This window comes from Ruegeria sp. CDSC054, from assembly GCF_059610645.1.
Genome location: NZ_JBXWOA010000012.1, coordinates 76,370 through 101,766, shown reverse-complemented (window position 1 = coordinate 101,766; position 25,397 = coordinate 76,370). Strand labels below are relative to the sequence as shown.

Annotated in this window: 26 protein-coding genes; 18 read left to right on the top strand and 8 right to left on the bottom strand. The window is 53.3% G+C overall.

Annotation, left to right across the window (positions count from 1 at the left end; all coding sequences use genetic code 11):
* The first annotated feature begins 19 nt into the window (after nucleotides 1–19).
* On the top strand, nucleotides 20–781 hold the full coding sequence (locus AC2FGC_RS19150; protein ID WP_496725609.1) for a helix-turn-helix transcriptional regulator: 762 nt from the start codon (nucleotides 20–22) through the stop codon (nucleotides 779–781).
* Between the two features lie 662 nt (nucleotides 782–1,443).
* On the opposite strand, the gene AC2FGC_RS19145 is transcribed toward AC2FGC_RS19150, so the two are convergent.
* Nucleotides 1,444–2,097 carry a TetR family transcriptional regulator C-terminal domain-containing protein gene (locus AC2FGC_RS19145; protein WP_496725610.1) on the bottom strand — a complete coding sequence of 218 codons (654 nt, stop codon included), beginning with the start codon at nucleotides 2,095–2,097 and terminating at the stop codon, nucleotides 1,444–1,446.
* Between the two features lie 109 nt (nucleotides 2,098–2,206).
* On the opposite strand from AC2FGC_RS19145, the gene AC2FGC_RS19140 reads away from it, so the two are divergent.
* From AC2FGC_RS19140 to AC2FGC_RS19100, 9 genes are all read left to right on the top strand, one after another.
* Nucleotides 2,207–3,076 (top strand): ABC transporter permease, encoded by an 870-nt coding sequence (locus tag AC2FGC_RS19140; protein ID WP_496702811.1) that lies wholly within the window; start codon nucleotides 2,207–2,209, stop codon nucleotides 3,074–3,076.
* Complete coding sequence (locus AC2FGC_RS19135; RefSeq protein WP_109310914.1) at nucleotides 3,073–3,861, top strand: ABC transporter permease; 789 nt, start codon at nucleotides 3,073–3,075, stop codon at nucleotides 3,859–3,861. Before AC2FGC_RS19140 ends, AC2FGC_RS19135 begins: the two co-directional genes overlap by 4 nt.
* A complete protein-coding gene (locus AC2FGC_RS19130) occupies nucleotides 3,858–4,955 on the top strand; it encodes an ABC transporter ATP-binding protein (protein ID WP_496725611.1) in 1,098 nt (365 codons plus the stop codon). The genes AC2FGC_RS19135 and AC2FGC_RS19130 overlap by 4 nt, the downstream gene beginning before the upstream one ends.
* A gap of 17 nt (nucleotides 4,956–4,972) precedes the next feature.
* The gene (locus AC2FGC_RS19125; protein ID WP_109310916.1) at nucleotides 4,973–6,034 is read left to right on the top strand and encodes an extracellular solute-binding protein; all 1,062 of its coding nucleotides are present in this window, start codon (nucleotides 4,973–4,975) and stop codon (nucleotides 6,032–6,034) included.
* Between the two features lie 60 nt (nucleotides 6,035–6,094).
* A complete protein-coding gene (locus AC2FGC_RS19120) occupies nucleotides 6,095–8,155 on the top strand; it encodes an oxidoreductase (RefSeq protein ID WP_496725612.1) in 2,061 nt (686 codons plus the stop codon).
* A complete protein-coding gene (locus tag AC2FGC_RS19115; RefSeq protein WP_496725613.1) occupies nucleotides 8,155–9,387 on the top strand; it encodes an aromatic ring-hydroxylating oxygenase subunit alpha in 1,233 nt (410 codons plus the stop codon). Before AC2FGC_RS19120 ends, AC2FGC_RS19115 begins: the two co-directional genes overlap by 1 nt.
* Nucleotides 9,380–10,942, top strand: a complete 1,563-nt coding sequence (locus AC2FGC_RS19110) for a trimethylamine methyltransferase family protein (protein WP_496725614.1) — start codon at nucleotides 9,380–9,382, stop codon at nucleotides 10,940–10,942. Before AC2FGC_RS19115 ends, AC2FGC_RS19110 begins: the two co-directional genes overlap by 8 nt.
* Entirely contained in the window at nucleotides 10,935–12,296 is a 1,362-nt protein-coding gene (locus tag AC2FGC_RS19105) for an aminotransferase (RefSeq protein ID WP_496725615.1), read from the top strand. The genes AC2FGC_RS19110 and AC2FGC_RS19105 overlap by 8 nt, the downstream gene beginning before the upstream one ends.
* Nucleotides 12,297–13,781: 1,485 nt before the next feature.
* Complete coding sequence (locus AC2FGC_RS19100; protein ID WP_480794126.1) at nucleotides 13,782–13,970, top strand: hypothetical protein; 189 nt, start codon at nucleotides 13,782–13,784, stop codon at nucleotides 13,968–13,970.
* A 257-nt stretch (nucleotides 13,971–14,227) separates the two neighbouring features.
* On the opposite strand, the gene AC2FGC_RS19095 is transcribed toward AC2FGC_RS19100, so the two are convergent.
* Nucleotides 14,228–15,379, bottom strand: coding sequence for a hypothetical protein (locus AC2FGC_RS19095; RefSeq protein ID WP_496783173.1), 1,152 nt, complete (start codon nucleotides 15,377–15,379; stop codon nucleotides 14,228–14,230).
* A gap of 198 nt (nucleotides 15,380–15,577) precedes the next feature.
* Between AC2FGC_RS19095 and AC2FGC_RS19090 the strand changes: the two genes are divergently transcribed.
* Genes AC2FGC_RS19090 through AC2FGC_RS19080 form a run of 3 tightly spaced genes read left to right on the top strand, consistent with a single transcriptional unit; the run spans nucleotide 15,578 to nucleotide 18,278 of the window.
* On the top strand, nucleotides 15,578–16,234 hold the full coding sequence (locus AC2FGC_RS19090; protein ID WP_496783172.1) for a PepSY domain-containing protein: 657 nt from the start codon (nucleotides 15,578–15,580) through the stop codon (nucleotides 16,232–16,234).
* 44 nt (nucleotides 16,235–16,278) lie between these two features.
* Entirely contained in the window at nucleotides 16,279–16,938 is a 660-nt protein-coding gene (locus AC2FGC_RS19085) for a response regulator transcription factor (RefSeq protein ID WP_496725618.1), read from the top strand.
* Nucleotides 16,938–18,278, top strand: coding sequence for a sensor histidine kinase (locus AC2FGC_RS19080; protein ID WP_496725619.1), 1,341 nt, complete (start codon nucleotides 16,938–16,940; stop codon nucleotides 18,276–18,278). The genes AC2FGC_RS19085 and AC2FGC_RS19080 overlap by 1 nt, the downstream gene beginning before the upstream one ends.
* A gap of 199 nt (nucleotides 18,279–18,477) precedes the next feature.
* Here AC2FGC_RS19080 and AC2FGC_RS19075 read toward each other — a convergent pair whose 3' ends face one another.
* From AC2FGC_RS19075 to AC2FGC_RS19060, 4 genes are all read right to left on the bottom strand, one after another.
* Complete coding sequence (locus tag AC2FGC_RS19075) at nucleotides 18,478–18,654, bottom strand: YgaP family membrane protein (RefSeq protein WP_496725620.1); 177 nt, start codon at nucleotides 18,652–18,654, stop codon at nucleotides 18,478–18,480.
* A gap of 166 nt (nucleotides 18,655–18,820) precedes the next feature.
* Nucleotides 18,821–19,012 (bottom strand): helix-turn-helix domain-containing protein, encoded by a 192-nt coding sequence (locus tag AC2FGC_RS19070; protein WP_496725621.1) that lies wholly within the window; start codon nucleotides 19,010–19,012, stop codon nucleotides 18,821–18,823.
* 12 nt (nucleotides 19,013–19,024) lie between these two features.
* Nucleotides 19,025–19,462, bottom strand: coding sequence for a Crp/Fnr family transcriptional regulator (locus AC2FGC_RS19065; protein ID WP_496783170.1), 438 nt, complete (start codon nucleotides 19,460–19,462; stop codon nucleotides 19,025–19,027).
* 170 nt (nucleotides 19,463–19,632) lie between these two features.
* Entirely contained in the window at nucleotides 19,633–20,478 is an 846-nt protein-coding gene (locus AC2FGC_RS19060) for a LysR family transcriptional regulator (RefSeq protein WP_496783168.1), read from the bottom strand.
* 86 nt (nucleotides 20,479–20,564) lie between these two features.
* On the opposite strand from AC2FGC_RS19060, the gene AC2FGC_RS19055 reads away from it, so the two are divergent.
* The 4 genes from AC2FGC_RS19055 to curA all read left to right on the top strand — a co-directional run bounded on the left by AC2FGC_RS19055 (nucleotide 20,565) and on the right by curA (nucleotide 23,772).
* Nucleotides 20,565–21,032: a c-type cytochrome gene (locus AC2FGC_RS19055; RefSeq protein ID WP_496725623.1), complete on the top strand. Its 468-nt coding sequence runs from the start codon at nucleotides 20,565–20,567 to the stop codon at nucleotides 21,030–21,032.
* Between the two features lie 13 nt (nucleotides 21,033–21,045).
* Nucleotides 21,046–21,954, top strand: coding sequence for a c-type cytochrome (locus AC2FGC_RS19050; protein WP_496779753.1), 909 nt, complete (start codon nucleotides 21,046–21,048; stop codon nucleotides 21,952–21,954).
* 137 nt (nucleotides 21,955–22,091) lie between these two features.
* Nucleotides 22,092–22,535, top strand: coding sequence for a cation efflux transmembrane domain-containing protein (locus tag AC2FGC_RS19045; RefSeq protein ID WP_496783166.1), 444 nt, complete (start codon nucleotides 22,092–22,094; stop codon nucleotides 22,533–22,535).
* 202 nt (nucleotides 22,536–22,737) lie between these two features.
* Nucleotides 22,738–23,772, top strand: a complete 1,035-nt coding sequence (curA, locus tag AC2FGC_RS19040) for an NADPH-dependent curcumin/dihydrocurcumin reductase (RefSeq protein WP_496783164.1) — start codon at nucleotides 22,738–22,740, stop codon at nucleotides 23,770–23,772.
* A 76-nt stretch (nucleotides 23,773–23,848) separates the two neighbouring features.
* Here the strand turns inward: curA and AC2FGC_RS19035 are convergent, their stop codons facing one another.
* Both AC2FGC_RS19035 and AC2FGC_RS19030 read right to left on the bottom strand, forming a co-directional pair.
* Nucleotides 23,849–24,088 (bottom strand): transposase, encoded by a 240-nt coding sequence (locus tag AC2FGC_RS19035; RefSeq protein ID WP_496783184.1) that lies wholly within the window; start codon nucleotides 24,086–24,088, stop codon nucleotides 23,849–23,851.
* 36 nt (nucleotides 24,089–24,124) lie between these two features.
* Nucleotides 24,125–24,742 (bottom strand): response regulator, encoded by a 618-nt coding sequence (locus tag AC2FGC_RS19030; protein ID WP_496783162.1) that lies wholly within the window; start codon nucleotides 24,740–24,742, stop codon nucleotides 24,125–24,127.
* 155 nt (nucleotides 24,743–24,897) lie between these two features.
* Between AC2FGC_RS19030 and AC2FGC_RS19025 the strand changes: the two genes are divergently transcribed.
* Nucleotides 24,898–25,392, top strand: a complete 495-nt coding sequence (locus AC2FGC_RS19025) for a putative pterin-binding protein (protein ID WP_496783160.1) — start codon at nucleotides 24,898–24,900, stop codon at nucleotides 25,390–25,392.
* Nucleotides 25,393–25,397 lie beyond the last annotated feature (5 nt).

Genomic DNA, 25,397 nt, shown 5'->3' with positions numbered 1-25,397 from the left:
AACGCGAAAGGTTTTGCCTATGTCAGAGAATTTTTCTGCCAACCTGCGATCATTATGCGCAGAGCATGGGAACATTTCGCAGATTTGCCGAGATATCGGCGTCAACAGACAGCAGTTCAATCGCTACCTGAACGGCGCCAGCCTGCCGTCTGCTCACAACATGCGCCGTATTGCGCGTCATTTCGACCTGACAGAAGCCGACCTATTCGCGGAAACAGCAAGTTTCGAACGAATGCTCAAGCGTGCTCTGCCACAAGCCGGGAATACACCTACGGACGCGTTTCTGGGCCCTTTTCGGGGCCAGCAAAAAAACCTGCGACGTTACGTAGGCTTCTATCATTCCTATTTCTGCACGCCGTCCTGGGAAGGTAAGATTTTTTGTTCCCTGATCCGAATTCAGGAAAGTGACGGACTGTTCACTATTCGATCCCGGGAAATTGCCACCTCGCCAGACAAGAGCACACACCAGATTTCGCGTTACTCTGGTCTAGTGACGATGCGGGGTAACAGGATATTCGTGACCGAACATGAGCTGGCGCGCGAAGGCAGCGTCGCCAATACGATTTTGTATTCCGCACACCGCCAGCAACTAAAATATCTGCGCGGCATGACCATGGGCGTCGCCTGGCGCCCATACCCGCACCCCTACGCAGCCAAAACAATCTGGAAGCGCTTGCACGAGCGCGTATCAGCACGCGAGGCCATTGCCTCCTGCGGTATCTACCCTGCCCAAAGCAATAGGATCGATCCAACTGTCCGGAAGCACCTTTACGAGATTTGAAGCGCCGAAGCGACACAAGCGGCGGCACATTTTCTTTGGTGCGGCATCCAATTCCGGTGGCAATTTTTGATCCAAGGTTCGCGAAATCTGATGTGTCGATCAGCCTGATAACGCGACTTCATTTCCTACCGCTCTGATTCCAGGATTTGAAGCCTGAGATAATTTAGCGCCAGCTTTGCAAGAAGGCCCTGTTGACGCCATGGCATGAACCTTCTCCACTGCTTTAGCCAACACTAACCTAGGATCAGGACTCGTTGTTGCTTCATAGCTATCAACCTTGAAAAGTTCTCACCAAAGGCAGAAACCGCTACGATGTTCGGAGGTCTTCACGCTTTTTGCCTTTGATGGTTCCATGCCCCATCGCTAATTCTCTACAAGATTGGGCGGCAGCACTATTGGGATCCAAGCGGCAATCGACTGGGAATACGCAATTGAAAGGCTTTGGCTACGAGAGGGGCTGAAAGTGCCCCTAAAACAACCGATGAAAGGACGGCTCTGGCTGAATCCCTCTCGGGACATTGCGTTGCAATGCCCTGCTGGGCAATGGATAGGTCGCGTGTTCGGCTGGATGGCGCTTAGTAGCTGGGGGTATCACCAGTACCGGTTGTCGGCTTTCCAAGAAGGGGTTTTGTCTCTACGTCCAATCTGAGCGTCGCCAAGGCTCATAACATGAATTTGCCTGGGAAAAGCCCGCCTAAAAACCTTCGAATAAGTTCCGCAGAGCGTCGTCGCGAAAACATCTGCATATCGGTCAGGTAATTTACCCACATACCTTCCAGCAAGGCCAGAGTTCCGCTGGTGGCATCATCCACCAAGTTCGGATCTTGCTCGTTTTGTTGGGCTATCTCCAAGAACGCACGCCGCAAAGTCTCGACAAGTTTGGGGTCCTGAGTGCTGCTGTATCGGGCAATACCTGGGTGTGAACTTGCGATGCCTCGGAATGCATGCCAGATTTTCGTACTTCGTGGATTGAGCAAAGCTTCGGACAGATCCGCCTCGATCACAGCCATCACTCGGTCTTCGGGCGATGCATCCGAGCCCAGATCGGTCATTTTGTCCATCTCGGCATAATACTCAGTACTGAAATGCTGGGCCGCAGCGGTCAGCAAATTGTCCTTCCCCCCGAAATGCAAATGGATCATTCCGCGCGACAGACCTGAGCGCTCGCAGATGCGACTGACCGAGGTATCGGTGACTCCAATATCAGCAATAGTATCCAGTGTCGCCTTGATCAGAAGCTGCCTGTTGGCTTCTGGATCGCGCTTCGAACTACGCTTTCTTCCTTTAGGATCTGTCACTCTATTCAATGATTCCATTATCTTAGGGTCTTCTCATATGGGCCGCTCACAGGGAGATTGACACGAAAGGCCTTTCTGGCGCAACATTAAATGGACGATCGTCCATTAGCGACTCGTAAGTACCGAGATGGGAGATAGGGTGATTTTTCGTAGCGAAGCGTCCCGGGGTTATACCCTCAGCGCACCAGCCACGGCATACGTGGGATTTCTGGTGGCGGCGCCTTTGGTGATCCTGATTGCCTATTCGTTCTGGACCCAAACCTACGTAACGCTCGACAAGACACCGACGTTGAAAAACTATAGCGACGCGTTTGCTGATCCGCTGGTTCGACACTTAATGCTAAGGTCGATCTGGATTGCCGGAGCAGTTACGGTAGTCACTGTCGCATTGGCCTATCCCATTGCGTACTTCATCGCGATGAAGGCCCGGAAAAAGACCATCTGGCTTCTGCTCATCACCATTCCGTTCTGGTCCAGCTATCTGCTGCGCGTATTTGCCTGGAAACTCATCCTTGGGTTCAACGGGGTGATGAATTCTGCACTGCTGATGCTTGGTCTGATTGACGAACCGCTCGACTTCTTGCTTTATAATGAATTCGCAGTCGTGCTGACGCTTGCTCATGCGTGGGCCCCTTTTGCGATCCTGCCGATCTATGTCTCGTTGCAGAAGATCGATCCAAGTCTGTTGGAGGCCGCCACAGACCTCGGCAACAGCCCTTTGCAACGCTTCATGCGGGTGACGCTGCCGCTGACGATCCCGGGGATCATTGCTGCTTGCCTGATCATCTTCATTCCGACTGTCGGCGACTACGTAACGCCCGCACTGGTCGGCGGATCGGACGGGAAGATGATTGCCAATCTTATTCAGGTCCAGTTTGGTGCCGCAAACAATTGGCCGCTCGGAGCTACGCTGTCACTGATCGCAATGCTGTCGGTTGGCTTCGTCGCCATTGTCTTTGTCATTACCGCCACCCGGCTTGGGAGGCGGATCAGATGAAACGTCCTTCGACCCTGACAGCTTACGCTTTCCTGTATTTGGTTTTTCTGTACCTGCCGGTCCTTTTCCTGCCCTTGTTCTCGTTCAACAGCGGTACAATCGTTGCCTTTCCGATCAAGGGCTGGACGCTGGACTGGTATCGGAAGCTGGGCGAGCAGGATACGTTGATCCAGGCCCTTTGGAATTCGCTGGGTGTCGGCACGGTCGTCGCACTTCTATCCACCGCTATGGGGCTTTTTGCTGCTCGTGCCTTTGTTCGCTATCGTTTTCGGGGTCAGCGTGCAGCTGAAGGACTGGTGATGCTGCCTTTGGTTATTCCGGGCATTATCGTGGCTTCGTCAATGCTGGTTCTGTTTCTGTTTCTCGGTCTCAAACCATCTCTGCTCACCGTTGTTCTGGGCCATACGTTCCTCGCCTTGCCATTTTCCGTTTCGATCTTGAAGTCCGCGTTCGATGACTTCGACGCGTCGCTGGAAGAGGCATCTTACGATCTGGGCGTCGGCGTGTTCGAAACCTTCCGCCGCGTGACACTGCCGGTCGTTTCCCCCGGTATCATAGCCAGTATGCTGGTCACTTTTACGGTTAGCTTCGATGAGTTCGTCCTGGCCTTTTTCCTGTCCGGCAACCAGCCAACCCTGCCGGTCTATATCTGGAGCCAGATCCGTTTCCCCGCCAAGCTTCCAAACGTTTTGGCCTTGGGCTCTATCCTGCTGCTCACCTCGGTTCTGCTTTTGGTACTGGCCGAGTACTTCCGCCGCCGCTCATCCGCATCAGAGGTCCGATGACAGACAGAAACATCATAGAACTCAGGGGCGTCGAGAAACGCTATGGCACATTCCTGGCGGCCAGCGGGATCGATCTCGATCTCAAAGAGGGCGAGTTTTTCTCACTCCTCGGCCCCTCGGGATGCGGCAAGACTACGGTATTGCGGATGATCGCGGGTTTCCAGGAACCGACCGAGGGCACTGTGCTGATCGACGGTCAGGATATGGAAGGTGTGCCTGCCAACAACCGCCCAACAAACATGGTCTTTCAAAGCTACGCCATCTTCCCGCACCTGAACGTCGGGAACAACGTGGCCTATGGATTACGGGGCAAGGCCCCCAAGGCAGAGATCGACCAGCGCGTAGCCGAAGCCCTGGAAATGGTCGAGCTAGGAGGTCTTCAGGATCGCGGCGCTAGTGAATTGTCGGGTGGGCAGCGGCAAAGGGTGGCGCTTGCCCGCGCGCTGATCATGCGACCCAAAGTATTGTTGCTGGACGAGCCCTTGTCAGCACTCGACAAGAAGCTGCGCGAACAGATGCAGTTTGAAATGCGCAACCTGCAGCAATCGCTTGGCATCACCTTTGTGATGGTCACCCATGACCAATATGAGGCGATGACCATGTCCGATCGTATTGGCGTGATGTTCAATGGACGGCTCAAGCAGGTGGACACACCAACCACGCTTTATGCCCGGCCTTGTGATCAGCAAGTGGCCAGTTTCATCGGTGAGATGAACATTCTACCTGCCCAGTTATTGGGCGAATCCGGCAATATGTTGTCGATCGATGCAGCCGCCTTCGGGCGGATTGAGATTGAGAGAAATCCCAACGTTGCGACCAGCTCTAAAGACATGAACATCGGTATTCGCCCGGAACAATTGGAAATCGCTGCTGAAAAGCCCGAAGACTATCCATCAACGGTTCAGGGCACTGTCAGCAACGTCGCTTTTTATGGCGAGAACATTCACTACCACATTCGGGTGGCGGGAGCTGAGAAACCAATCTCGGTCTCAGTTCCAAACTATTTCCACACGGTCGATTTCAAACGCGGCGACGCAGTTTGGCTGGGGCTTCAGGGGGCAAGCGTGATCGATCTAGGTACAGACACAAAGTAAAATAGTGGGAGGATAAAATGAGACTTCAGGGAATTGCGGCCTTCGCATGTGCGACGGCGATAAGTACGGGAAGTGCCATAGCAGGTGGCGCCGATCTGACGGTTTTTGACTGGTCGGGATATGAAGATCCCGGGTTCTTTGCCAGCTACATGGAAAAATACGGGAATGAGGCACCAAGCTATTCCTATTTCGGAAGTCAGGAAGAAGCCTTTACGAAACTAAGTTCGGGTTTCACGGCTGATCTGGCGCATCCTTGTTCTGACGCGGTCCGGAAATGGGTCGCAGCCGACCTGATCCAGCCGCTGGATGAAAGCAAACTGACCAACTGGGCCGATGTTCTGCCCGAGATCAAGGAAGTCGACGCCATCGTCCTAGACGGCAAGCTTTACATGTTGCCGTTCGAGTGGGGGAACACGGGCCTTATCTACCGCACCGACAAAATCTCAGGCGATGATATTTCGCTACAAATGCTGGCGGACCCGGCCTATGCAGGCAAGATCGCCGTCCCGGATGCCGCGTCATCTGCGTACGCCCTGGCTGCGCTGGCCACTGGAAACGCCGACGATTATACCAATCTGAGCGACGAGCAGTTCAAGGAAGCATCTGATTTCCTGCGCTCGATCCACCCGAACATGCGCTTTTACTGGTCCGATGCGGGTCAATTTGATCAGGCCATGACCAGCGGTGAGATCGAATTGGGTTGGGCCTGGAACCAGTCAGAACTGAACCTGATCTGGAACGAAGTGCCTGCCGCGATGATGCGTGATGTCGATAAGGGCATCGCGACTTGGGCGTGCGGTTACGTGCATCTGAAGTCTTCCACGACTCCGGTCGATCAGGTCTACGATCTGTTGAACGCGCTCACTGACCCTGCCAGCGGTCAGTACATCATCGACAACTGGGGCTACCCACATTCCAACGCAAAAGCGTTCGAAGTTGCCGATCAGGCCAACATCGAAGCCTATGGTTTTGCTGACCCTAAAAGCTTCTTCGAAGGCAGTTTGTTCTTTGATGCGGTGAATCCCGAGCTTGAGGCGAAAATGCTGGCAGAATTTGAACGGATCAAAGCCGGCTTCTAACACAACCACTTTTCCGGGGCCTTACGGCTCCGGATCCCAGATACAGGAAAACGCGTGAACATGTCGAACGCGAACCCATATGCTCTGCTTTTTGAACCGGTTCAGATTGGACCAGTCACAGCCAGAAATCGCTTTTATCAGGTGCCACATTGCACCGGGCTGGGGCATGTCCGACCGCGGGCGGATGCCGCCGTTCGTGGGATGAAAGCCGAAGGTGGGTGGGCGGTGGTTTCCAATCAGGAGACCGAGATTCACCCAACCTCAGACCTGTCTCCTTACGCCGAGGGGCGGCTATGGGACGGGCGCGATGTTCCCGCATTGCGGCTGATGACGGATGCGGTACATGCGCATGGTGCGCTGGCAGCTATCCAGCTGGTGCACAATGGCAACCATGCGCAGAACCTGCTGACCCGGGCTCCGGTTCTTGCACCTTCCGAGATGTCTGTCGATACGACGCATCCCAAGCAGGCGCAGGCCATGGACAAAGCTGATATTCGCGAGTTCCGCCGCTGGCACCGCGAGGCCGCCCTGCGCGCGAAAGATGCCGGATTTGACATCATTTACGTCTATGCCGGACACAACATGACTTTGGCGCAACATTTCATGCTGCCGCATATGAACCAGCGTAGTGATGAATATGGCGGGTCGCTTGAAAATCGCGTGCGCCTGACACGCGAACTGCTGGAAGATACCCACGAAGCTGTAGGTGACAGCTGCGCTGTGGCGCTCCGTTTTGCCATTGATGAGATGGTGGGCGCTGACGGCATGCAGGCTTCAGAAGAAGGCCGTGCCGTGGTCGAGCTTTTGGCCGATCTTCCTGACCTATGGGATGTGAATGTAGCCGACTGGTCCAATGACAGTGCGACAACCCGTTTTCAGCCAGAAGACGGATATCAGAACGCGTTTCTGTCGCACGTCAAACAGATCACACGGAAACCTGTGGTTGGTGTCGGTCGCCTGACGTCCCCCGACATGATGCTGTCGATGGTCAAAAAGGGAATTGTCGACCTCATCGGAGCGGCGCGACCTTCCATCGCGGACCCATTCATTCCCAAAAAGATTGAAGAGGGTCGCATTGACGAAATCCGCGAATGCATCGGCTGTAATATCTGCGTCTCATCTGACAATCTGGGCATCCCGATCCGTTGCACCCAAAACCCGACCATGGGCGAGGAATGGCGGCGTGGTTGGCACCCCGAGATCATCGCGCCGAAAAAGAGCAACGCGGATACTTTGGTTATTGGCGGTGGCCCTGCTGGTCTTGAATGCGCTACGCAGTTGGCAAGGCGAGGATATCAGGTGACCTTGGCCGAAGCCTCAGCTGAATTTGGTGGACGTGTTGCAATGGAAAGCAAACTTCCCGGCCTCGCGGCTTGGTCCCGCGTCGTCGATTATCGCCTGAATGATCTGAAGCAGCGCGGTAATGTCCAATTGTTCACCAACAGCAGGCTTGATGGCGATCAGGTGGCAGAGCTTGGCGTCGAACATGTCTTTGTGGCCACCGGCAGCCACTGGCGTACCGACGGCATGGGCCGTAGCACGCAGCGCCATATGCCTCAGATCGAGCAAACCGCCAAAGTGTTGACGCCTGATGATATTATGAACGGCCTTTTGCCCCCGGATGGCCCGGTGATGATCTATGATGATGACCACATTTATCTGGCAGGGGTAATCGCCGAAAAGCTGGCGACTGCAGGATACCAGGTGGTCTTTGTCACGCCGGAGAGTTTGGTCTCTGCTTACGCCGTAAATACTTTGGAGCAGCCTCGCATTCAGGCCCGCCTGATCGAACTTGGCGTCGACATTCGCTGCAATCAGGTGCTGACGACGATAGAAGGTGATGTGGCGCGCATCGGGTGCGCCTTTACCGGACGCGAAACGGATATTCCGTGTGCCTCGACAATTCTGGTTACCGAGCGCCACCGAGAGACAGCGCTTTATGACAGCTTGCACGGGATCGGTTTGAAAACCCTCGAACTTATTGGCGATGCCGCGTCTCCGGGGTTGATCGTGGACGCAGTCTTCGCAGGCCACCGCGCGGCACGCGATTTTGAACGCCCAAAGGCAGAAGCAGACAAGGATTGGTTTCGCCGCGAGATAATCGATTTGGAGGATACGTGATGAACAGCCGACCGTTTGAGTTAGATGCTTTGATGGCCTCGCACCAGTACGGCCACGCGCTGCCGCGTGAATTCTATACCTCGCAAGACATCTATAACTATGACATTGCCCAGGTCTGGAACCGTAACTGGCTTTGGGCCGGGCATGTCAGCCAAATCCCAAACCCCGGAGACTATTTTCTGTTCGACTATGGCCCGGAGAGCATCATTATTGTTCGCGACCGCGAAGGAGAAGTTCGCGCTCATTTGAACGTCTGTCGGCATCGGGGATCTCGCGTCTGCACTGAACAATCCGGCAACTCCCGTGTTCTTGTTTGCCCGTATCACGCTTGGACATATGAGCTATCGGGGAAACTTCGTGCGGGCCACAACATGGGAGAACACTTTGACCCATCCAAATTCGGGCTATTTCCCGTTCAGGTGAGTGTCTTCAAAGGCCTGATTTTTGTCTGTGCCGATGCAAACACGCCATCGCTTGATCCTGTCCTCAGCCAACTTGCGCCTTTGGTCGAACCCTATGGTTTAGACGACTTGAAAATTGCGCATACGGCGTCATTTCCGGTTCCAGCGAATTGGAAACTGGCGGTTGAGAACTATCTTGAATGCTACCACTGCGGACCAGCACACAAAGAATACTCTCGCTCTCATAGCCTGAAATCGCCACAAGACATGGCTGGCTTGGTCGAGCCGCTGAATGCAAGGGCTGTAGAAGTCGGGCTGACGCCCGATGAATTGGCGCTTGTTGGCGAGGCTGCGCCCACCCCATTCACCAGCGGGTACTATCGGCGCTACCCGCTTTACCAAGGTTACAAAACCGGCAGCAAATCGGGCGAGGCGCTTGCGCCATTGCTTGGAGCGCTGAAAGGCTTCGACGGTGGCGCAACTGACTTTGATATTGGTCCATTGAATTGGTTCCTGATCTATTCGGATCACATGGTGGGTTACCGCTTTGTTCCACGTGGCCTACAGGAAACCGACATTCAGGTGGTCTGGCTGGTTCGCGCTGACGCCGAAGAAGGCCAGGATTACGACAAGGAAGACCTGACCTGGCTTTGGCATGTCACCTCTTTGGATGACGAGCGCATCATTCGCCACAACCAGTCCGGCGTGAATTCTCAATACTTCCAACCGGGCCCCTTGGGCGAAATGGAAACCTCGATCCAGGATTTTTACGATTTCTATTTCACCATGATCAGCCCGGAACCAGAACAAAGGATGGCCGGTAATGGCTGAGGCAAAATCACGCCGTCGCGGTGGTGGTGGGCGCGCCGCGCGCATAAAGGTGCAACAGGCGACCACGGGCAACGAGGCCGTGCGTGGAGGCTTAAGCGGCGGGCGCTATAAGCCGTTGACCCAATCAGATATGGAGAACATCCACCAAGCGGCCCTGACCGTTCTGGAAAACACCGGCGTCACCGACCATTTCCCGGAACTGCTTGATCTGGTGCTGCCCAAGGGCGCGGTGATGAATGACCTCAATCGACTGTGCTTCCCCCGTGCCCTGATGGAAGACATTCTGGCTGGTGCTGCCAGGGAATTTTACGTCCATGCCCGCGGAGAGCGTGAAGGCAAAGACGACATGCATTGCAAGGCAGAGAGTGTCTATTTCGCCAACTCTGGCACCGCCGTCACCACCTTCGATTCCGAGACCAAAACTTATCGCCCTTCGGTCCTGCGCGATGTTTATGATTTCACTCGCCTGGTTGACCGTTTGGACAATATTCATATGCTGGGCGACACGGTGTTGGCCACCGACGTGACAGATGATTTCGCTCACGACATGAACACCATATATGCGATGCTCGCAGGTAGCCAAAAGCCTGCCTGTCTGACCTTTCGCGACCGCAGCCATATCCCGCACGCCATCCGCATGTTTGATTTGGCTCAGGGTGGTGAAGGCGCTTTCATGAAAAAGCCAAGCGTCATTTTTGGTGGCTGCCCCATGGTTTCGCCCCTGCGGATCGGTAAGGAAAACATGGAAATCCTGATTGATACCGCCAAGCTTGGTCTGACTGTCGATCTGGCCGTGCCTCCTCAGGCCGGGGCCACAGCCCCCGCGACGCTTGCGGGAACACTGGTTCAAACCGTGGCCGAAACACTGGCCTGCGTTGCCATTGTAAACCTCATTACGCCGGGCTGCCCGGTCTGTTTTGCCGCCTGGCCCTTCATCACGGACTTGCGCAGCGGGTCGTTTACCGGCGGCAGCGGTGAACAGGCTCTCATCGGGGCAGCGGCCATTCAGATGGGCAATTTCTATGGCCTGCCCACATCCGTTGGCGCAGGCATGACCGATGCCAAAATACCCGACGCGCAATACGGGTTGGAAAAGGCGCTGACCTTCACACTTGCCGCACATGCCGGTGCCAATCGCCTTTGCGAGTTTGGCGGTATGATCGGCAGCCTGATGGGATGCAGTTTTGAAAGCATGGTTATCGATGACGAAGCGGGTGGTATGATCCTGCGATCATTACGCGGGATAGAAGTCACAGATGAAACCATGGCGGTGGATGTGATCCACCAATGCGCCATCGACCCAGGTCATTTCCTCGGCAACCCACACACGCTGAACTATATGAACACCGAATTTGTCTACCCGCGGCTCATGGATCGTGAGCGTACAGATACATGGGAAAACGAAGGCAAAACTGATCTATTGGACCGCGCCCGTGACAAGGCCAATTCCATTCTCGATAGCCATTTCCCCAACTACTTCGGCGCTTCAGACGCTCAGGTGCGCGAAGAGTTCCCAATTGTGATGAGCGCAGAAAGTATGGCCCGCCGTGGATAATTCTATCGCCAAGCACTGGGACAACGACCATTTCCTGCACCCGTGGGAAGGGATGGCAACTTTGGGCGAAAACGACCGCACTTTTATCGAAGGTGCCAGCGGCATCCATGTGGTGAACGAAAAAGGCGAACGCTTGATCGATGGACCGGGCGGCATGTGGTGCACCCAGATCGGTTATGGGCGCGAGGAGATGGCCGAGGCCATGGCTGAGCAGGCTCGGAACCTTGCCTATTTCTCGCCCTTTAACAACTCCAACTCGACTGCCGCGCGGTTCGCACGCGAAATCGCCAAACGGGCGCCGGGCGACTTGAACAATGTCTTTTTTACCACTGGCGGTTCCACTGCGGTGGATACGGCCATCCGCTTTGTCCACTTTCGAAACAACCTTTTGGGTCTGCCCGAGAAAAAGAAGATCATTTCAAGGCAAAAAGCCTATCACGGAAGCACTTATCTGGCGGCCAGCGTCAGTGGAAAAGAGCGTGACAGGCTTTGGCTAGACAAGGCGGATGACCTCGCACATTTCCTGCCTGACGTGAATCCGCTCTACCGTGCAACTAGTCAAAGCGAAGAGAGCTTTCTGAAAGAGAAGGTTTCCGATCTTGAAAACGCCATTGTGGCACTTGGTCCAGAAAATGTTGCCGCTTTTATCGCCGAACCTGTTCTGGCATCTGGCGGCGTGATCGTACCGCCAAAAGGATATCACGAAGGCTGCCTAAACATCTGCAGGAAGTATGATGTTCTATATATCTCGGACGAAGTGGTGACAGCTTTTGGGCGATTGGGTCATTGGTTTTCGTCTGATGCAGTTTTTGGCATTCAGCCAGACATAATCACCTGTGCCAAAGGAATGACATCCGGGTATGCACCTATGGGCGCCGCGGTTATCTCGGATAGATTGATCGCCGACGTTGCGGGAAAAGATGCTACCTTTTCTAATGGTTACACCTATTCTGGCCACCCGGTCAGCGCGGCCGCTGGTCTAAAAAGTATGGAAATTATTGAACGGGAACAGCTTCTCGAACACGTTCGGAACGTCGCTCCGGTATTTCAGGATCAACTACAGCAGCTGCGTCAGATTGACATCGTTGCCGATGTGCGCGGGATGGGGTTGATGGGATGCGTTCAATGCTCAGTTGATGGTGATCCCCGGAGCGACCTGGGATGCGACTACGAGATTGGCGGCCAAATCGATATTGAATGCCAGAAACGTGGGCTACTTGTTCGACCTGTGATCAACATGTGTGTTCTTTCACCGCCCCTAATGATTAGCGAAAGTGAAATTGAGCAGATGTTTTCTGTCTTGCGCAAAGGGCTTGAAGCGACAAGTGCCTGGCTCGGCGGGATCAGGGACTAATGAAATGCGTGCGCCTTTGTTGTGAATGTCCAGAGATCGGGATGCCATTGAAGCATTTGAGCTTAGAGCTCAAGGTCCGTTTCTCCAATTGAGCGTTTGGGTCAAGCTCGATTTCCTTGATTGTAAGGGGCCATATTCACTCTTCCGGGTCACACTTCTCTTCGCAGTCTGGGTGATGCCGGACGACTCACTTCGTTTTTTACAATTGCCTGGGCCACAGTCGACGGCCGTCCTTCCCAACGGGAATTGAGTAGCCGAACGCATGGAGTTGTTTTGTATTTTCTAATCACTTGTGAACTCACCTAAAGCTTGAGAGTTCATGATGTCTGTTTCCTTTTGAAGGCATCATAAGCTTCTAGGTGCTAGTTCTCACGAACTCTCTCGTCGCGCTCGTTTTCAGCGCCTGTGCGAATGGTCTCTCAGAAGCGCGAGAGAATGCACATAAAAGGAGTTTTCGGCATGTTTCGCCGACCGGTCAGAGTTTTCACACAGCCTCCGGACAAAGCTGCCGTCGGTTAAATGGTTGCTTGTGACGGGTCTATGGCTCAAACCGGACGTTCCCAGCTGAGCTTTGCAAATCCCGAGTTGCTTAAGAAAGCAAAAAAGTCCGTGGCGAAGGCTTTGCCAAAGCCCCGTTCGGGCCAACCATAGACGCAGTTTAGATGAATTCTTCGCCACAACTGAGGTCTTGCGCAGGTCCATCCCTTCGAATCTGGCAATTCGACCGAATGACTGCAAACTGAATTTAGTGCGAGAAACCACCAATGCACTCAATTCAGGACATCAGCGATTGCCCTTATCAGGTTCAACACTTCATAAGTTTCACGGTTTATTTCGTAAACGTAGTTTCCGGCTCGCACGTAATATCCATTGCGCCGTAATCCCCACCGGCTAGGATTATCGACTCGGGCATACCCATCATAAATGTAGTCCCGACGACGGTATTTTTTGGCCTGTCCTGGCGGTACGAACGGGACCGCTTTTTTCGCCAAGCCTGGTGGACAAAGTCCGGATTTGGATTTCACTTGGATTGGCGGGTAGCGCCAACTCCACTAGCTTGCCCTGTGTTATGGCTCCACAAACTGGGATTTGCGTTGGCTGGTGACGCACCTTGTGCGGTCAGTGCCAGCGCCAAAACTCCAATAATTTTTTTCCTAACGAGCACCTTCTCTATCTTAACAGCCTAGATATGAGTTTGAATGGGTAATGGCGAGTTCATCAGCGAAGAGTCGCTTTCCTGTACGATAAATTGCTTACGACCTGAGACCATGTGCTGAGATTGTGATCGCATGATCCAACCAAAGTGCCAGGTTAGGGTGCTCTTCGTCCACCTCGTCGCCCGCTTAATCCTTTGTCTTTATTTCGCGAACAACATTAACCGAACGTGAACAATGTGTTCTCAAAGTGTTCAATCAAACTGAGGCATAGTGCTCATGTTGGATCGAACGAGTTGTAAACCGTTTGATCGCTGACAAGGGGAAACGCATGATTAAGTCTGCCTTTGTGACTGAAGAGTCCAGCCCAACAACTGTGATGCAAACCTCCGGCAAAGTTGCCGTGGAACGTTTGTCAACCACAACAAGGTCGAGCAGTGGTCGCTTCCCTCCTATAGAAAATGCACTGACAGAAATCGTTAAAAACAAGCGGCTTTTTGAGGCACATAACAACGTCTGAAGACAGTTCAGCAGACTCTCAAACAATTCCCGATATTCGTCCTAAATATTGGAATTGATAACTAAATCCTGCTCCGGTTTGGGGCGGGGTTTCTTTTTGTGCGCCCTAGGGAAATTGACGCAACCTTTGGCGAACTCAATGAACTTCGGGCCAGCCGCTTCTCACTCTTGGGAAACATTTGGCTGGCCCGGCGCTGAGTGCTTCCGTGAGTGGTCAGCACTTCGAATTGATTGACGGGAAGAGGCTGGGATCTTTCGTTACAGACCCAACAACGCTTTCACCTCTTCTTCAACTGCGTCGGTGACGGGTTTGTTGGCTGCGGCTTCCAGCGCTTCTCGCTCAGCCAATTCTTGTTCATCAACCAGATCAACGAGTTCTTGCACTTCTTCGGTTGCTTCTTCGTATTCAACAGCAGCTTGTCGTTCGTCGTTCAGGTCCTGTGCTTCTTCGACCGAACTGTCTAAATCCGCACGTGCTTCTTCGAGCTGTTCTTCGATTTCAGGATCCGTTCCACCGGCGTCTTCGAGCGCCTGTTCAAGGTCTTCGACCCTCTCTTGATTCTCTTGAACGTCGACCAGAGCTGTGCGCAAGTCTTCTTCTATCTCCGGAATAGTCCGCTCTGGAGGTTCCAATCCGGCGAGTTCTTCCAATTGTTCCGCAAGCTCCTCGCGCAGCGGCTCTCCGGCTAGAACGGTGTCTCGGTAATTGGCAATTCGACCGACACGGGAATTGGGTGCAGCGTTTTCTAATGCAGTTGCGTTGGCATTGGCTGCGTTAAGCGCTCCTAATTCGGACGGGTGAGCGCCGAGAAGCGCCGCCATACTGTTCCCTTTGGTTCGCACGGCCGGGCGGATGGACTCTTCGACAACCACGGTTGTTGATGATTTCGAATATGTCCTTGGCTTTTGCTTACCGCTATGAGCGGTCGTGTTTTTCTTTGAAGTGTTAAACGTTCTAGTCTTACCTTTTCCGCTCAAGATATCCTTCAATGTAAAACGACCGCTATTCCCAGAAGCAGAGCGCGAGGATTTTGACTTCGAGTTTCCAAAAATGGACTTCCCAGCACTTCGCCCACTCCGGCCTTTGTCGGCATCTTTCTTTCCGCCTTTGTTACCGGCAGAACTGTGGTCGCTACGGTCTCCTTTATCTGAGTTCCCTTTGCCGCTGCTATTACCTTTTCCGCCGCCGTTTCCTCCAGCGTTTCCATTATCGGCGCCCTTGCCGTTTCCGCCAGCGTCACCTTTTCCGCCGCCGTTTCCTCCACCTTTACCGTTTCCTCCGCCATTGCCTTTACCTTCCTTAGCAAAGGCTACATCCGGCGCGGCGATGGTGGCCACGATGGCAGTTGATCCCAGCAACGCGATTGCCAAGGTTGATGCTTTTAACAGTCCAAAATTGGTGGTTTTCATAACAGCCTCCTCAGTGGAAATCAGCGGACGTTAATTCTTTAAATCGGCTCTCTGTGTTCCAAAGTCTCGATTCACGTACGAATCTTCAAAGTTCGTTTCCATTTAACTTGAGGGTGCTTGAACGCAGGGCTAACTGCTTGTTCATCATCGGTTCATGTCGAAAGACGTAGCCTCTAGCCGCGAAATACGAGGACGTTCATGCGTGCGAAGGTGATCTTGATTGTTGCAAGTTTGCTGGTTGCTTTGCCCATTGGGGAAGCGGCTGCCCAGACGCGCGAGCTCATGCAAGGTGAACTGCGCAAGGCGACCTTGACCGGCGGCACCATCCGTTTGAAACGGGTTATCAAAGGCGTCGAGAAAGCCTTTGGTGGCACCCCCGTTGATGCGCGCGCGTTTCAGGCTGATCAAATTTACTATCGCATTCTTGTCAAAAAGCCCGATGGAAAAATTGTCAGTGTAATTGTGAATGCCCAGACCGGAACGGTCGTTTCCAATCGATCCAGTGTTGGTCGACAAATATCGAAAGCAGCGCGTTCGACACCTGCTGACGTCAGCAACAGTCGCAATACTTCTACGAGCCGTGGAAACAATGGCAACGGAGGTGGCAACGCTGGTGGCAACGGGAATGCTGGAGGCAATGGTAACGGCGGCGGCAATGGCAATGCTGGAGGCAACGGCGGCGGCAATGGCAACGCCGGTGGCAATGGCAACGGTGGCGGCAACGGTAACGGCGGCGGCAATGGCAACGGTGGCGGCAACGGTAACGGCGGCGGCAATGGGAACGGCGGTGGTAACGCAGGTGGCAATGGCAACGGCGGTGGGAATTCTGGCGGGAACGGCAAAGGCGATCGTTAAAAATAGTGCTTAAACTAATGCCGTTGCGACTGTAGCTTTTGAATATGAGAGTACTTCTGGCTGAAGATGAACCGCAACTATGCGAGCAGGTTAAAAAACTTCTAATTGCGGAAGGCCGTGTTGTAGATGTGGCCAACAATGGTACAGACGCCCTGCACCTGGGTGCGACAGAACCTTACGACATAATCATCCTCGACATCGGGTTGCCAGAACGCGACGGTATTTCTGTCTTGCGTGAATGGCGTAGTGCAGGCGTTAAGACGCCTGTTTTGATCCTGACGGCTCGCGACGGGTGGAGCGAGCGCGTGGATGGCCTGGATGCCGGCGCTGATGACTACATGACCAAGCCGTTCCACATGCCCGAGTTGGCAGCACGTGTGCGTGCAATCCTGCGCAGACAAAGCGGTCAGTTGAACCCTGTGATCGAAATGGGGGATGTCTCGCTCGACACACGAAACGGGCGCGTCAGTGTTGGTGGAATTCCTGTGGTTCTGACCGCGCAAGAGATCGCCGTTCTTACCTACCTTGCTCACAACATGGGACGCATGGTTTCGCGCACCGAGTTGTCAGAACACATTTACGAATACGACGGCGATCGGGATTCCAACACCATTGCTGTTTTCATAACCCGGCTGCGTAAAAAACTAGGCTCTGAACTTATTACGACTGTCAGAGGGCGCGGCTATATGATCGATACCGCCTGATGTTGTCGCTTCGCCAACGCGCGTTGCTTGGCGGCCTCGCGACTGGCGCCCTTTCTGTGGGTGTCGGAACACTCGTTGTGTTTTCCTACATCAATACCCGCGTCCTGGAACAGTTTGATGAGACGCTGCGCGACAGGCACACGCAACTTATTGTCGGCCTGAGCGCAACCACAGACGACCCTGAGGCTCTGCGTGATCTCATGTTCGACCCGGCCTACGGAACGCCGTACTCCGGCAGGTATTGGCAAGTGACGGATGGCAGCGGCGCCATATTTACGTCCGCATCGCTCTTTGACGAAACAATTTCCGAACCTGCTGGCTTGAGGGAAGAGGCAGTCGTCTGGAACACCGCTGGCCCGGATAATGAGGCCGTGCGAAGTGTGTTTCAGAAGATCACGTTCGAAGACGGAACCGAATGGGGCGTGACTGTCGCTGAAAGCAGAGGAGAGCTGATCAGCGAACGCCGGGCCGCGCAGGACAACTTGCTGCCGGTTTTTGGATTGGTTGGCTTGATCGGAGTTGCTGGTTCATTGATGTTGATGTCTGCAATTGTCGGTCCTCTCAGGAAGCTGCGCGCAGATGTGGCGCATCGCTGGGACAAGGGAGACGATCTTAAGCCGGAGGGCTATCCGGAAGAAGTTTCGCCACTTGTCGAGGACCTCAATCAATTGCTGCACAGAAACCGCGAGATTGTATCTGGTTCTCGACGGCAAGCGGCTGATTTGGCGCATGCGCTAAAAACCCCGACTGCGATCCTCCGAAACGAACTGGCAGCTTTGTCGGACAACGGAGCAGATACCGAACCTGCCGACGACGCGTTGAACAGGATCGATGCTCAGCTCAAGCGCTCCCTTGCACGCATGCGTGCGTCAAACACCGCTGAACTTACATACTCTCGAACTGATCTTACTCATTCGGTTAATAGGCTATCCAGATTGTTCTCGGTCACGGCAGAGCGTGAAGGAAAATCTTTAACGACAGAATGCGAGAGCGGACTTCAGGTCCGAATGGACGCTCAAGACATCGAAGAAGTGATTGGAAACCTCCTCGACAACGCTCTGAAATGGTGTCGGACAAGAATTCACATAGCTGCCAAACGTGTTGCGGGCGGTATTGAGATTTGCATTGAGGATGACGGACCTGGAATTCCAGAAGATGCACGTGAAGGGGTACTGCATTCCGGAGGGCGGCTGGACACTTCTGTTCGAGGAACCGGTTTAGGTTTGGCCATAACAGTTGACTTGTTGAACGCTTACGGCTGCAAGCTAACACTGGATACATCCTCTAGCCTCGGCGGCTTGGCTTGCCGGATTCTAATTTCAGGAAAGACACAAACATAAATAGCCGAGACCAGTCCCTAGCTTCGGGCAATCGAAGTACAACTCATTTGAGAAGAATGGGAATTCGAACGACTTCGACACTTCTCGTACGGGGAACAGTGTGCGTGTTGGCCGCGACTGCGGAATCGTAGCAAGATATAGAATAACGGGCGCATGTCACAGGGCGAACTTTGCAAAGCCCGGTTACTGCGCTTCACTGTTATTCGAACAGCATGCACCATCTTGTCGGTTTTTGACTCATTGCGGCCTTGCGCCAACGCAGCAATGCCGTTGCGCCAGGCAGGTTCACGCTGCACGTCTTGATCCTTAGCGCGGAGTAGATCGGGCCAACGCCAACTAGACCTGTGATGAGCGGGATGATGCCAATAAGCCCCACATCGTCTGAGAGCCGACAAAGGTCAAAGACAGCAACACAAGGTCAAGAATGATACGCGTGCGCGACCAAGTGTTCCTTCATTTCTGGACATCATTAAATCCTCCTTGGTTGATTGATGCCCAATTCTAACCTTTTACGTCGCCGACAGACGGTGACAGAGTCACCGCTAACCTGCGGCAACATGTTCCAGTTCCTTGCGATCAAGTATGGCGATGCCGTCCTCATGCTGCTTTACCCAGCCTTTCTTCGCGAACTCCGCCAATCTGCGGGACACGTAGGCGCGGCCTGAGGCTGTTTCGCTTGTGAGTACGGAGTGGGTTGCCTTCACCCTGCTGCCTGAAGACGCAAGCCTTATCAAGGCCTTGGCGAGTCACGCATCGAAGTTCGTAAGCGCCACATCTTCAATCAACTGCTGTTGTTCCGAAAACCGCGAGGAAACGGACAACATAATCATAACTCGGAACTCAGCGTCCTCGGCGAGCTTCTTTCGAAACTCGTGAGCTAGCACGATTTGCCCGGTCAAGTCGGTCTCTGCAACACCTTCGGCACCGTAGGCCTCGTCCCTTATCAGGCATGACAAAATCTGGAGGCATACGTCGGCCGACGTGACACGATATAGGACCACTTCGCGTCCGCTCGGGCCTGTAAGCGTTACACGACTTGATCCCTCTGACAGAATGATGAAGCTTGGACATGCTTGACCTGGTTGAAAGACTGTTGCGCCACATGGCGCGGCAAAACTGCGGAGGACACTCGTTCTCGCAAATATCCCAAATTCCCGAAGATTAGAAACTCGTGAATTGATCAATTCAAGCCGGATCGCCTTAGATTCTTCTCGTGTGCAGTCTGGGCTCAGTTTTGCCGTTCTCCGCAGCAATCATAATTGATTGGAGGAGCCCAATGCGAACGTTTCCGACTGGACATTGCAAATTTGGAAAGTCAAAAATGTAAGAACTCGAAAGTCTCAGTTGCATAAAATCACTTAGCTAGCGCTTCCGATATACGTTCGACTAGTGCCTTCTGAACTACAGCAAACCTTGGAGTTTGCGAGATTTCTTCTAACGTTGCGACCCACAGCGGAACCTCGAACTTAGGATTCACGTCCTTCGACCGCTTAAGGCGGGTATCCACGTCGCCAAAAAATGACGGCAAAAAGGTTTTACCAGCTCCCGAGGCCGCCATCTGCTGTAGCACCAGAAAACTGTCTGCTCCATTGGTCATTTCGTCGGCGCTTACATTCTGCGCCAGCCATTTGGCAGGAAGTGAACGACTCAACGCTCCGTCTAGCCTCATCCACTTGCGATTGGGGCTACCATCGTCATAGACACCGAAGGACAGCGTTCCTGCACGCTCTCCGATTAACCCTTCCCCGAGCTTTATCGAAGGGCGCACAGCAATGTCTGCTGTCAGTCGGGAAAGATCATGGTGGCTGTTCTGGCTTAGCAGAGTCAGGTTCAAACCTGGGTAAAGGAGTGAGATTTTGTTGAGTATTCTTGGGAGAACAATCTGACAAAGACTATCAGTCGATGTAATGCGCACGTGACCCATTGGCGAGCGATTTGCTCCGACAACCGCCCGCTCCACCGAAAGCACCGCTTCTTCAACGCTTTCCATGGCTGAAAAGATCGCACTGGCTTCGGGGAGAACGGAATATCCTGACGAACTTTTCTGAAAAACCACGCAACTATTGCGTTCTTCGAATGCGGCCACCCTGCGCAAGACTGTGGCGTGCGTGACGCCCATCGCCGCCGCCGCCGCGTTCAACGAACCGTATTTGCTTACGGCTAGTGCGTACCGAATGTCATCCCAGTTTTCATTGTTCATAAATTAACAAGTGACGACCAATAACAAACAATTACAAGAAAATTCGTTCAAGCTAACATTCGGAGCATTGAACAGGGAGACACATCATGATGAAGAAGTTCTCAATCTTCGCGGCAGGTCTTTTGTCATTGGTCGCCATTGGCACAGCCATCGCCCACGAAAGTGAAAACCCGGCTGTGAAAGCTCGAACCTCAATCATGCAACTCTATGCCTTCAATCTTGGTACACTTGGCGGCATGGCCAAAGGCGAAGTGGACTATGATGCCGAAGCCGCAACACGGGCTGCAAACAACCTTGTTGTGCTAACGCAGATCGACCAATCCGCGATGTGGCCCCAGGGATCTGACAATGTGTCCGATCCGTCCACCCGAGCGCTGTCGGCAATCTGGGAAAACTTCCCTGACGTTGGTGCGAAAGGGCAGGCCATGGCAGATGCCGCTATTGCGATGCAGGCTGCGGCTGGCCAAGATGTTGATGCCCTGAAAGCGGCCATGGGCGATCTGGGTGGAAGCTGTTCGGCGTGTCACAAAGCTTACAGAGCACCGAAAGACTAATCGGCAGATAGCTGTGAAGCGGATTTTCCTTTTTACCGCTTTCGTTGCACTTTTGGTTGGGTTGGCCGGTTTGGTTCTGACCCGACCACAAAGAGTGGAGCCGTCTCAACTCGACGGTTTGAACCCAGATCACGCCAGAGGTGAAATCGTGTTCTACGCGGCAGGATGCGCATCCTGTCATGCAGCGCCTGATGCAGTTGGCGAGGACAAGCTCATGCTCTCCGGTGGTCGCCGGTTTGAGACGGATTTCGGCACGTTCACTGCCCCCAACATTTCCAGTGACCCAGAAGTCGGTATTGGGTCCTGGTCTGCCCTGGATCTGGCCAACGCCTTGATCCAGGGGACCGGACCCGAAGGGCAGCACTATTTTCCAGCGTTTCCCTATACATCTTACGCCAACATGTCAGCACACGACGTCGTTTCGCTTCACGCATTCCTCGGCACTCTGCCAGCAGCCACAACTGCAAGCGTTCCGCATGAGGTAGGTTTTCCTTTCAATGTTCGTCGTGGATTGGGGGGATGGAAACTGTTGTTCATGACACCAGGCTGGGTAGTCGAAAGTGATTTGACCGACCAACAAAGACATGGCAGGTATTTAGTCGAGGCGCTGGGTCATTGCGCTGAATGCCATACCCCGCGAAATGGTCTAGGTGGTTTAAAACGAGACCTTTGGCTAACGGGCGCTCCAAATCCAAACGGGAAAGGTCGTATCCCCGGCCTTACTTCAGACCAGCTTGATTGGTCCGAGGCTGACATTGCCGAGTACCTCAAATCTGGCTTCACGCCGGATTATGACAGTGCTGGTGGTGAAATGGTGGAGGTCATCGAGAACACGTCTCGCCTTACAGATGAGGACCGTTTGGCGATTGCCGCATATCTCAAAGCTGTTCCTGTTTCGTCGACGGGGCTTCCATCAGAGTAACGTCGTTGGCACCATGCAGGGGGACCAGATGCTGTCGTCGGTCGTTGTTAGGAAGCCGCGGGGCATATTCCCTTTTCACCAAACACCTGTTTTTCGTGCTGAACACCGGAGTTCACCAGTCACCCGAGTTTCTGTTCATGATTGACAAAGGCTCGTGGCCAAATGACACAAAAAATCGCTCTTTGGTCCATTCCAATATCCATTGTGGTACTGGCCTTGTAACTGCTGACCCGGTAGCTGACGGGCTCGGTGGCGTTGTTGTCAGACGCAATGGAATCAACTGTAAATGTCGTTGCAGCGCTGCTGGCGTATTTTGCAGTTCGGATTTCCAATATACCCCTGACGAAAAACACCTCTTTGGTCACAAAAAGGCCGAGTATCTTTCCGCCGTCGCCGAGGGCGTACTGATTGTGCTGGCGGCATTCTTAATCATCAGAGAAGCTGTGCTGGCACTCCCAAACCCGCATCTTGAGGATGCGCCACTTCTTGGAATCGTTGTCAATGTCATCGCAACTGGTGTGAATGGCGCATGGGCTTACCCACTGTTCGGAAATTGTGCGTTTCCTTGCAAGCCATGGTGAGAAAATTTTACAATTGAACTTGAGCAACCACGCATGTGTTGATGCCCTTCCGTCCATTGGCGTAAGGAAGTTGATGAGTTCGTGCTCAAGGGAAACTGAACGTTCTGGCGATCCAGCGCCGGGAACCTGAAACTGATACGTACTCTTCGCAAAGAATACCTCCGCTTCCCTCAAACCGACACGTATAAGGAAAGAGCACTAAATGACCCAGACCACTGATACTAATCGCCGGATCGTATTGAATGAGCGTCCCAGTGGCGAGCCCGACGCCAGTACGCTCCGTTTGGAAACCGCAGATATCCCTACGCCGGGCGCAGGTGAAATGCTGGTCCGCTCACATTACCTGTCGCTCGACCCCTACATGCGTGGGCGGATGAACGACGCTAAATCCTATACCGAACCCGTAGCAATAGGAGAAGTGATGACGGGACAGGTTGTAGGGGAAGTCATTGCTGCAAATCTCGATGGTTTCGAAGTTGGCGACTTTGTCCTCTCAAACAGTGGGTGGCAAGATTATGCAATCTCCGATGGTCACGAGGTCATCAACATGGGTAAATCTCCTCAAAACCCGTCTTGGGCTCTTGGGATACTTGGGATGCCTGGCTATACTGCCTATGCAGGGTTATTGCAGATAGGCGAACCAAAACCCGGCGAAACCGTTGTTGTTGCCGCAGCCTCCGGCCCTGTTGGAGCTACCGTGGGTCAGATTGCCAAACTCAAGGGTTGCCGAGTTGTCGGGATTGCTGGTGGGGCCGAAAAGTGTGCCCATGTGGTCGAAAACCTCGGTTTCGACGCCTGTATTGATCATAAGACCACCGATTTTGCCGACCAGCTACGCGCAGCATGCCCCGATGGGATCGATGTCTACTTCGAGAATGTTGGTGGCAAGGTGCTTTATGCTGTTTTACCCTTGCTCAACCCCTTTGCCCGTATGCCAATCTGCGGCGTAGTTTCGTGGTACAATTTGTCGGATCTACCCAAAGGTCCCGACATGGGACCAGCAATAATGGGCACCTTGCTGAGGCAGAAGGTGAAAGCACAGGGTTTCATCATTTTCGACAGCTTTCCAATATCGCTTTACCAAGAGTTCACACGCGATATGACAAGTTGGATTCAGGATGGTGCGGTTAAGTATCGCGAGCACATGGTGGATGGGTTGGAGGCCGCACCAGAAGCCCTGAACCAGCTACTTCGCGGGGAGAATTTTGGCAAAATGGTTGTGAATGTTGGTGCCTGAAGAGGCCAAGGAAAGTTCTAACGAACAAGTGCCAATCGATTTTTTGGTTGGCACTAATAGTACTTAGGGTCAGGACTCATAGCCAATAGAAGACGGTAGCCGCCAGTGCGATGGCTGAGAGGAAGACGTTTGGGCACCTGTCGTATCGGGTTGCCACTCGCCGCCAATCTTTCAGCCTTCCGAACATGATCTCGATCCGATTGCGACGTTTGTAGCGGCGCTTGTCGTACTTCACCGCTTTCTTCCGCTGCTTCCGGCCTGGGATGCACGAGCGTATGAGGATTTTGCCACGCGACCAAACGAGGCTTTGAAACAGAAACGATAAAACCTGTTGTGACGTTTGTTCCGCCGTTTAGAACAACTGCTTCTCTTTCGCCAGCAGCGCGGCTTGCGTTCGATTGGAAACGCCCAGTTTTGCCAGCACGTTTTTTACATGCAGCTTTACCGTAACCTCTTGGATTCCTAGATTTCGGGCAATTTCCTTGTTGGAAAGGCCGATGCAGAGCTGTTCCAGCGCCTGCATCTCCCGGCCGGACAGGGTGGCAAAAACGCCAGATGACTCCACTGGCTCATCTGCCTGTCCGAAATCAAAGGGAAAATACCGTTCGCCTGACAGTACAAACTTGATGGCGTTGACCAGCGACACGGCTTTCAAGGACTTGGGAATAAACCCGTTTGCACCGTTCTCCATTGCCTTGTTGGCAACCTCCCGGTTGGCGACACCTGACATCAGTGCAACCTTAGTAGCAGGAAAGGCCTGACGGGCGCGACTGAGACCATTCAAACCGTCCATTCCCGGCATGTGATAGTCGAGGATAAGCAGATCGATGGAATCCAGACCGCGCATCAATTCCAACGCTTCTTCCAAATTGGCAGCGGTTTGGACTTTGAAGTCGTCTACGGTTTCCAGATAGGCCGCGATTGTGTCGCGGACCAGATCATGGTCGTCAGCTAAGAGGATATTAGGCATGTCCACAGTGTCCTTACGCTGAACGCATTCACAACCAAAAAATCAGGCCAAAACATGACAGAACTATACTTTGGTATAGTTGCCTATGCCAATGCTCTGATGACCGTGGGGGATCAATAGTTATAACCCAGTTGACCTGACCCGGAGTCTATTCAATGGCACAAAAACACTACTCGCGGATTTACGTCGTGCTGTTCATACTATTGCTGAGTTTTATCACTCCGGCTACAGCTCGGGCAGAGATGACGTTGGAAGTAACAACCTCAGGCTCTAACTCCGCAACCGTCGAATTCAGCCTTCAAGATCTTGACGCAATGGACCAGGTGACATTCAGCACCTCAACGATCTGGACAGATGATAAAGTTACGTTCTCGGGGGTGCCGTTAAAAGCCCTGCTTACCGAATTGAACACAGACGGCACCAGTATCGAGATGGTGGCCTTAAACGACTACAAGGTCACGATGCCGCTGGCGGAACTTGAAAACGAAGCTCCGATCATCGCCACTCGCATGGATGGCGAGACGATGTCTGTTAGGGACAAGGGACCTTATTGGGTTGTTTTCCCATACGATCAGGATCCCAAATACCGGGCTGAAACGATCTACACGTTCAGCATATGGCAGCTTAAGCATTTGAAAGTCGTAGATTAACACGC

Excerpts from the sequence above, each read along its gene's own strand:
- curA (WP_496783164.1), top strand. The coding sequence starts at position 22,738 with ATGACCCAGACCACTGATACTAATCGCCGGATCGTATTGAATGAGCGT.
- AC2FGC_RS19085 (WP_496725618.1), top strand. The coding sequence starts at position 16,279 with ATGAGAGTACTTCTGGCTGAAGATGAACCGCAACTATGCGAGCAGGTT.
- AC2FGC_RS19095 (WP_496783173.1), bottom strand. The coding sequence starts at position 15,379 with ATGAAAACCACCAATTTTGGACTGTTAAAAGCATCAACCTTGGCAATC.
- AC2FGC_RS19125 (WP_109310916.1), top strand. The coding sequence starts at position 4,973 with ATGAGACTTCAGGGAATTGCGGCCTTCGCATGTGCGACGGCGATAAGT.
- AC2FGC_RS19100 (WP_480794126.1), top strand. The coding sequence starts at position 13,782 with ATGATTAAGTCTGCCTTTGTGACTGAAGAGTCCAGCCCAACAACTGTG.
- AC2FGC_RS19080 (WP_496725619.1), top strand. The coding sequence starts at position 16,938 with ATGTTGTCGCTTCGCCAACGCGCGTTGCTTGGCGGCCTCGCGACTGGC.
- AC2FGC_RS19045 (WP_496783166.1), top strand. The coding sequence starts at position 22,092 with ATGATTGACAAAGGCTCGTGGCCAAATGACACAAAAAATCGCTCTTTG.
- AC2FGC_RS19030 (WP_496783162.1), bottom strand. The coding sequence starts at position 24,742 with ATGCCTAATATCCTCTTAGCTGACGACCATGATCTGGTCCGCGACACA.
- AC2FGC_RS19055 (WP_496725623.1), top strand. The coding sequence starts at position 20,565 with ATGATGAAGAAGTTCTCAATCTTCGCGGCAGGTCTTTTGTCATTGGTC.
- AC2FGC_RS19090 (WP_496783172.1), top strand. The coding sequence starts at position 15,578 with ATGCGTGCGAAGGTGATCTTGATTGTTGCAAGTTTGCTGGTTGCTTTG.
- AC2FGC_RS19110 (WP_496725614.1), top strand. The coding sequence starts at position 9,380 with ATGGCTGAGGCAAAATCACGCCGTCGCGGTGGTGGTGGGCGCGCCGCG.
- AC2FGC_RS19140 (WP_496702811.1), top strand. The coding sequence starts at position 2,207 with ATGGGAGATAGGGTGATTTTTCGTAGCGAAGCGTCCCGGGGTTATACC.
- AC2FGC_RS19145 (WP_496725610.1), bottom strand. The coding sequence starts at position 2,097 with ATGGAATCATTGAATAGAGTGACAGATCCTAAAGGAAGAAAGCGTAGT.
- AC2FGC_RS19060 (WP_496783168.1), bottom strand. The coding sequence starts at position 20,478 with ATGAACAATGAAAACTGGGATGACATTCGGTACGCACTAGCCGTAAGC.
- AC2FGC_RS19120 (WP_496725612.1), top strand. The coding sequence starts at position 6,095 with ATGTCGAACGCGAACCCATATGCTCTGCTTTTTGAACCGGTTCAGATT.
- AC2FGC_RS19130 (WP_496725611.1), top strand. The coding sequence starts at position 3,858 with ATGACAGACAGAAACATCATAGAACTCAGGGGCGTCGAGAAACGCTAT.
- AC2FGC_RS19150 (WP_496725609.1), top strand. The coding sequence starts at position 20 with ATGTCAGAGAATTTTTCTGCCAACCTGCGATCATTATGCGCAGAGCAT.
- AC2FGC_RS19115 (WP_496725613.1), top strand. The coding sequence starts at position 8,155 with ATGAACAGCCGACCGTTTGAGTTAGATGCTTTGATGGCCTCGCACCAG.
- AC2FGC_RS19135 (WP_109310914.1), top strand. The coding sequence starts at position 3,073 with ATGAAACGTCCTTCGACCCTGACAGCTTACGCTTTCCTGTATTTGGTT.
- AC2FGC_RS19025 (WP_496783160.1), top strand. The coding sequence starts at position 24,898 with ATGGCACAAAAACACTACTCGCGGATTTACGTCGTGCTGTTCATACTA.